The sequence below is a fragment of the Arthrobacter antibioticus genome (assembly GCF_030063205.1).
GTDB lineage: Bacteria > Actinomycetota > Actinomycetes > Actinomycetales > Micrococcaceae > Specibacter.
The window spans coordinates 93,993-99,992 of record NZ_JASISQ010000010.1; the positions used below are offsets into that span (position 1 = coordinate 93,993).

6 protein-coding genes and 1 pseudogene are annotated in these 6,000 nt (G+C 56.3%); 3 read left to right on the forward strand and 4 right to left on the reverse strand.

Translation table 11 applies throughout. From position 1 onward, the window contains the following. Positions 1-271 precede the first annotated feature (271 nt). The 3 genes from QMG40_RS16655 to QMG40_RS16665 all read right to left on the reverse strand — a co-directional run bounded on the left by QMG40_RS16655 (position 272) and on the right by QMG40_RS16665 (position 1,788). Positions 272-1,051, reverse strand: a complete 780-nt coding sequence (locus QMG40_RS16655) for a 3-hydroxybutyrate dehydrogenase (protein ID WP_283532246.1) — start codon at positions 1,049-1,051, stop codon at positions 272-274. A gap of 235 nt (positions 1,052-1,286) precedes the next feature. Next, complete coding sequence (locus tag QMG40_RS16660) at positions 1,287-1,409, reverse strand: hypothetical protein (protein WP_283532247.1); 123 nt, start codon at positions 1,407-1,409, stop codon at positions 1,287-1,289. 214 nt (positions 1,410-1,623) lie between these two features. After that, a complete protein-coding gene (locus QMG40_RS16665) occupies positions 1,624-1,788 on the reverse strand; it encodes a hypothetical protein (RefSeq protein WP_283532248.1) in 165 nt (54 codons plus the stop codon). Between the two features lie 332 nt (positions 1,789-2,120). Here QMG40_RS16665 and QMG40_RS16670 point away from each other — a divergent pair, with 332 nt between their 5' ends. Both QMG40_RS16670 and QMG40_RS16675 read left to right on the forward strand, forming a co-directional pair. Further along, complete coding sequence (locus QMG40_RS16670; protein WP_283532249.1) at positions 2,121-2,300, forward strand: hypothetical protein; 180 nt, start codon at positions 2,121-2,123, stop codon at positions 2,298-2,300. A 282-nt stretch (positions 2,301-2,582) separates the two neighbouring features. After that, positions 2,583-2,855, forward strand: a pseudogene (locus QMG40_RS16675) (helicase-related protein); the annotation flags it as partial. Here the strand turns inward: QMG40_RS16675 and QMG40_RS16680 are convergent. Next, complete coding sequence (locus QMG40_RS16680) at positions 2,852-3,838, reverse strand: diaminopimelate dehydrogenase (RefSeq protein WP_283532250.1); 987 nt, start codon at positions 3,836-3,838, stop codon at positions 2,852-2,854. The pseudogene QMG40_RS16675 and the gene QMG40_RS16680 overlap by 4 nt on opposite strands. 256 nt (positions 3,839-4,094) lie before the next feature. Between QMG40_RS16680 and QMG40_RS16685 the strand changes: the two genes are divergently transcribed. After that, positions 4,095-5,681: an ABC-F family ATP-binding cassette domain-containing protein gene (locus QMG40_RS16685; protein WP_283532251.1), complete on the forward strand. Its 1,587-nt coding sequence runs from the start codon at positions 4,095-4,097 to the stop codon at positions 5,679-5,681. Positions 5,682-6,000: the final 319 nt, after the last annotated feature.

Below are 6,000 nucleotides of genomic sequence, written 5' to 3' on the forward strand. Positions count from 1 at the left end.
AAGTGGCCGTGGCATGAGCCAATGCCTCTAGCTGGCGGAGGGTCCCAAGGGTGGGCTTGCCCTTGCGAATCGTGCGCCATGTAAATATCACTACAGGGGGGTCAATGCCAGGTGAGGGCAGAATGGAGACGTGAATAGTCAAGGTAATTCGGTTGAGAAAGAGACCGGCTTAGGACGGCGGTGGATCAGCACCAACGCGACGAGACGGCACTCGAGCGTGTCTCACTACCTGTGATTGATTTAACTGCACCGCTCCAGAGCATCGGTTGGGTCATCGCGCGCTCCAGCCGCCGTCCATTGTGTATGAGGCGCCCGTAACCATGCCGGCCTCTGCTGTTGCCAACCAGGTGGCCAATGAAGCCACCTCGTTTGGTTCAACGAGCCGTTTGATGGCACTTTCTGTGAGCATGATTTTGGCAATGACCTCGGACTCGGGGATGCCATGCACTTTCGCCTGCTCGGTGATCTGTTTCTCCACAAGCGGTGTGCGGACGTAGCCGGGATTGATGCAGTTGCTGGTGACCCCGTGTGCTCCGCCTTCCAATGCTGTGACCTTTGAGAGGCCCTCCATGCCGTGTTTTGCTGCCACATACGCACTTTTGAAGGCGCTGGCACGTAGTCCGTGCACTGAGGAGACGTTGATGATGCGTCCAAACCCGCGTGCGTACATGCCTGGCAGTGCGGCGCGGATTAGGAGAAAGGGGGCTTCAAGCATGATTTTGTGAATCAGTCGCCACGTGTCAGGTACGAACTCTTCGATCGGTGCGATGCTCTGGATGCCGGCGTTGTTCACCAAAATATCGGTGGTCAATACCAACGTTTCAAGTGCTTTCGTGTCGCTTAAATCAACGGCCCACACATCGCCGCCAATTTGGTCTGCAAGTTCAGTGGCTGCCGCTTTGTTCACATCTGCGACAGTAACTACGGCGCCCTCGGCGGCAAAGGCCCGTGCGCAAGCCTCGCCGATGCCGCTGGCCCCTCCAGTTACCAGGGCAGTTCGCCCCAAAAGGCGCCCCTCGTGAGGTGCTTGCTTGTACTCATTTTGGTTCATGGTTGGTTCTCCTGTCATTAATTGCTGCCGGTGGTGCAGGCTCGGGTACCAGTGCGGGTCCAAGCTAATCCATTATTCACTTGAAAACTTACTCAGGTATAGCTAGTCGTCAGTCGCCTGTGGTTTCCATATCGCCTTCCTGCCGGAGTGCCCACTGCATGCCGAGGTTCTCACCGATACTTATCAGCCCTCAGACCCCCACCGCAAGGGCTAGGAGTTCCACTTTTCTGGTCAGCTAACCGGCGTCGAGACCGTCAACGCTACCTCCATCGATCCGGGTGTAATGCAAGCGCAGTGTCCCAACGAAGGTGAACTCGGTTTGCTGGCTTAACTTGTACAACGCGGGGTGTTCGTCCATGAATCGGAGGGAAAGCCCGGAAAGTTGCACGGTCGGCAGCCGCAAATAATATGGTGGACTTTTTGCCATGGAAGGTGCCCGCACTGCACTCATGAGTGAATGCAATCTGGTGCGAACTAACTGTGGTCATGATGTACGACGACGGCGGAAGCAGGCTTTGAAGTGGTCCCGACGAAGACTTGTTGCCATGGTTGGTCAGCTCCTTTGGCAAGCGTCACGGACTTGTTGGGTCATCGCGGTTGTTATGGTCCCCGGTGTTCAAGGTGGTGTCTGTCAACCCTGTGGTTGCACCCACCTCGGTGATATCCAACAGGGCGGCCGAGCCCAGCTGCTCTGCGCCAGCCCTGAACACCAGGGCAATTACCGACCAGCTGCGCAAAAAGTAGAACCCATGGGGTCTCAGCGGTGAGCGGGGCCGACGTCGTCAGTACCTCCTGCATTTTTTCCGCCCAGAAAATGAAGCCTATGAAAGCCGGAAATGTGCGGGATTGATCCTGGACGAGGCCGACTTTTTGAAGAAGCATCTCACTGATTCCAGCCAGCTTTTGAGGTCATTCCCTGCCCCATTCAAGTTGGTCAGCACTGGCACACGCATGCAAAGCAACCCGATGGAGCTGTGGTGGCTTTTTGCCACTACCGCCACGGAACCGCTCCCGCTGTCGACGTAGTTCATAGGGCTATTACTGCCAGCCTGGTGAGAAGGAAGGGGATGTGGACAAGCAAAAACAATTGTGCCGGCGGATCCGGGCGCTGGCAACGAGACGTATCAAGGACACAGTAGCTAAGGAACTGCCGCCCAAGCAGGAGCAAATCCTGGAACTCGCTCCGCGACACCGCACCGTATATCATCGTCATCGGCAGCGTGAACGCCAAAATTGGTTGGCTTGGTAGACGACATGGAAAAGAAGCAATTTGCCATTTTTCACTCCCTCACTACGCTGCTGATGTTAAGCTTGGACGCCTCCTTAGTTGACCCGAAGTACGCCATTGCTGCGTCCAGCAAGCTCGAGATCTTATGTGAACAGCTTGAAGATATGGTGGCGAGGGACGCCGGGCACTATTTTTGGCCAGTTCACAATCTTTCTGGGCAAAACCTGGGAACGTCTGATCGCAGCTGTCATTGCGTACGCCTATTTGGCCGGCTAAACCAGCAAGCATGGCGAGGCCAACGAGAAGTTCAAGCCAGGAACCGCACCGATGTTTCTGAACAGTTTAAAATCGGTTGGCTTTGGCCTAAACCTCGCAGAAACCGACTACTGCTTTCTGCTGGATCCTTGGTGGGATCCTGCCGCGGAAAATCAGGCCGCAGACCGCACCCACCGGATGGAACAGACTAAAAATATCGTGGTCTACCGGTTGGTGGCCAAGGACACGATCGAGGAGAAAGTCATGGCGCTGAAGAAAAGGAAGGCAAAACTATTCACCTCCGCCATGGATTTCCCCTAGAGCTGTTGGGCGCGCAGTTGCTCCGCGGATTTAGGTGAGAGTAGTCCGGGGGCCACGTCGAAAACGGTTTTAGCACCAAACTGACCGGACTGATTCATGCGGTGCACGGCGCGAGCATAGGCAACCAACACGCTGGAGGTGAACTCCGGGTTGCTTTCTAACGCCAGCGAGTACTCGATCACCTGGGAGTGCCCGGCGGTAGTGTTTCCGCTACGAATAACGAACCCTCCATGGGGCATGGCTGCATGATCGCGTGCCAATTCTTCGGCGGAAATGAAGTTCACTGTGGTGTCATACTGGTCAAAATAGTGTTCCATCCCCACAATCTCGGCACGGACGGCGTCTTCGGATGCTCCCTCTGCCAACACTACAAAACATTCGCGGGTGTGCTTCTGACGCGTTGTGAGCTCCGGCCGCGAGCCGCTGCGTACTTCCTCAATAGCCGCTTCCGATGGCAGGGTGTACTGCACTCCGCCAGCCACCCCCGAAACGCGACGGATAGCGTCCGAGTGCCCCTGGCTCAGCCCGCGGCCCCAAAAAGTGTAAGTTTCGCCGTCGGGCAACAATGCCTCACCGTACACACGGTTAATGGAAAACATGCCCGGATCCCAGCCCGCAGAGATCAAGGCAGTCTTGGAGTTGGCCAGCGCTGGGGTATCCACGGAAGCGAAGTACTCTGGGATTCGCGCGTGCGTATCAAAACTGTCCACAGTATTAAACAACGCAGCCAATACCGGGCCCTGCTCGGGCAGGTCTGACTTGGATCCTCCGCACAGGATCAGCACGTCAATGTCATTTGCGTGACTGGCCAAATCATCCATGGAGTACACGGCTGCCCCAGCATTGAGCGGTAACAGATCGGCCGGATTGCGGCGGGTGTAGATACCAGCCAGGTTCATATCCGCGTTTTTGGCGATCGCAGCCTCAACGCCACGACCCAAGTTTCCGTAACCAGCAATTCCAATACGAATTGGCGCGCTCATCTAATCTCCATTCATCGATTGGGTCGCCCTCTTTGGCGGCCGCGTCATTAGAAATAACCGTACAGGCTGCAGCGTAGCCAGGCCTAGGCGGACTGCTCTCCTATGAACGTTCGCGTCGCCTACGTGCGTGGCCCGCCTTGTCTCCCCCGGCGTCGTTCTCCATGCGGAGATCGCGTCACGGTTCAGCGGTAAAATGATGGTGGGTGTTTTCCCGGCCCCGCCATCTACCTACATCTGCAATAAAAGGAACACACCCATGAGCTTGATCCGTTTGAACGATGTTAGCGTCCGCTTTGACAAGGTTCAGGTGCTTCGCGAGACGTTTTTCAAGTTGGAAGCAGGGGATCGGGTGGGTTTGATCGGGCGTAATGGCTCGGGAAAGTCCACGCTGCTCAAGCTCGTCATGGATCAGGTGGAGCCGGACACCGGCACAGTCAGCATTGAGCTGGGTACAAAGATCGGTTACTTTTCCCAGTTTTCCGAGCTCAATGGAAAGTCAACCATTCTAGAGGTGCTAGAAGACGTGTTTGCGCACGTCCTTGAAATTGAGGCTGAGCTTGCGGAGATCGATGCTGCGCTTGCGCTCAATCAGGCTGAGGCGGAAATGGACCGGCTGATCCACCGGCAGTCCGAGCTTTTTGCTGATATGGACCGGCTAGATGGCTGGGATTATCAGCGTTCCATCGACAAGGTGCTGACTACACTTGGCTTCAATGAAGCGCACCGGGTGTGCCCCATTGACGATCTTTCGGGCGGTTGGCGCAACCGTGCGGCCTTGGCCAAGATTCTGTTGGAGGCCCCCGAGGTACTACTGCTCGACGAGCCCACAAACTACCTAGATGTGGCGGGAGTTGAATGGCTGGAAGCCTGGTTTAAGAACTTCAAGGGTGCGGCGATCATCGTCTCCCATGATAGGAAATTCCTTGACTCAGTGGTCACCCGCATCATCGAACTGGAGAATTACCACTTGCATGAGTACCCCGGCAATTTTGCCCAGTACGTGGTAGCCAAGCAATTCCGGCTTAAGAGCCTTGAGAGCCAGTTTATGCATGAATCCGAGCTGCTCGCCTTCGAAGCCGAGGGGATTTCTGATCGGCGTGAGGCCGCTAAGGGTGCCACAAAGGGGCTCGATTCCAAGCTTTCAAAGATCAAGAAATCGCGTGCGCCGCGGCCAGTGGATAAGATCATTACCGAAATTTACGGTGGTCTGCACGTCAAGGATGTGCTGTGCCGGGTGGAGTCACTGACGAAGTCTTACGGGGAGCGCACCCTGTTTAGCGACCTTAGTTTTGAGATTCGCAGGGGAAACAGGATCGTGGTGCTGGGCTCCAACGGTTCGGGCAAGTCAACGCTGTTGCGGGCTTTGACGGGGGAGGAGCCTGCCGATTCCGGTTACGTCACTTGGGCGAAGGGCGGCGGGCTGGTCTCCTACAACCAGGTTCTTGACGAGCTTGACCCGGAGGACACCGTTACCCATGCGGTCAACGCCATGCCCGACAGCCTTGCCCTGACCGCTACTAAAAAATCCGTCAACAGGTTTCTGGCCATGTTCCAGTTCTCCGAGGCTGATTTGAAGCAGCGCATCGGGAATCTCTCAGGTGGCCAGCGTGCCCGCGTCGCCATGGCCCAATGTCTGCTTTCTGGCGCGTCCGTACTGGTCCTTGATGAGCCCACCAACCACCTGGACATGTCCAGCACTCAGGTCATGGAGCGAGCGTTGCTGCATTTTCCCGGGGCGGTTTTGGTTGTGAGCCACGACAGGTTCTTCACTGACAAGATCGCCAATCGCCGCCTAGTGTTCAACGCGGAGGCGCCGGGCGGGATTGCAGTTCATGGGGCCTAGCGTCGGATCCGCTGGAGGAGTTGGTGCTGTTGGTTGGCGGACGACGGCGGTTCTTGCGTTGTGGGGGTGGGTACGGGTCGGGTTTCGGCTTGTGTTTCGGTTTGTGTAGCTGAGGCGTGGTGGGGTCTGAGTAGATATTGCTTAGAATGTTTCTTCTAGGAACTATAGCGTTTCGGTCACGACGGGCGTAGGCTTGTGGTATGAGTATTCCGGTGATGGCCCCCGGGGAACGGGGCGAGGAAGCCACACAGGATGTGGCCGCACTCCTTGGTGCGATAGCCGCTCTTCCTTCTATTGAACCCTTCGGCACTGACAATCC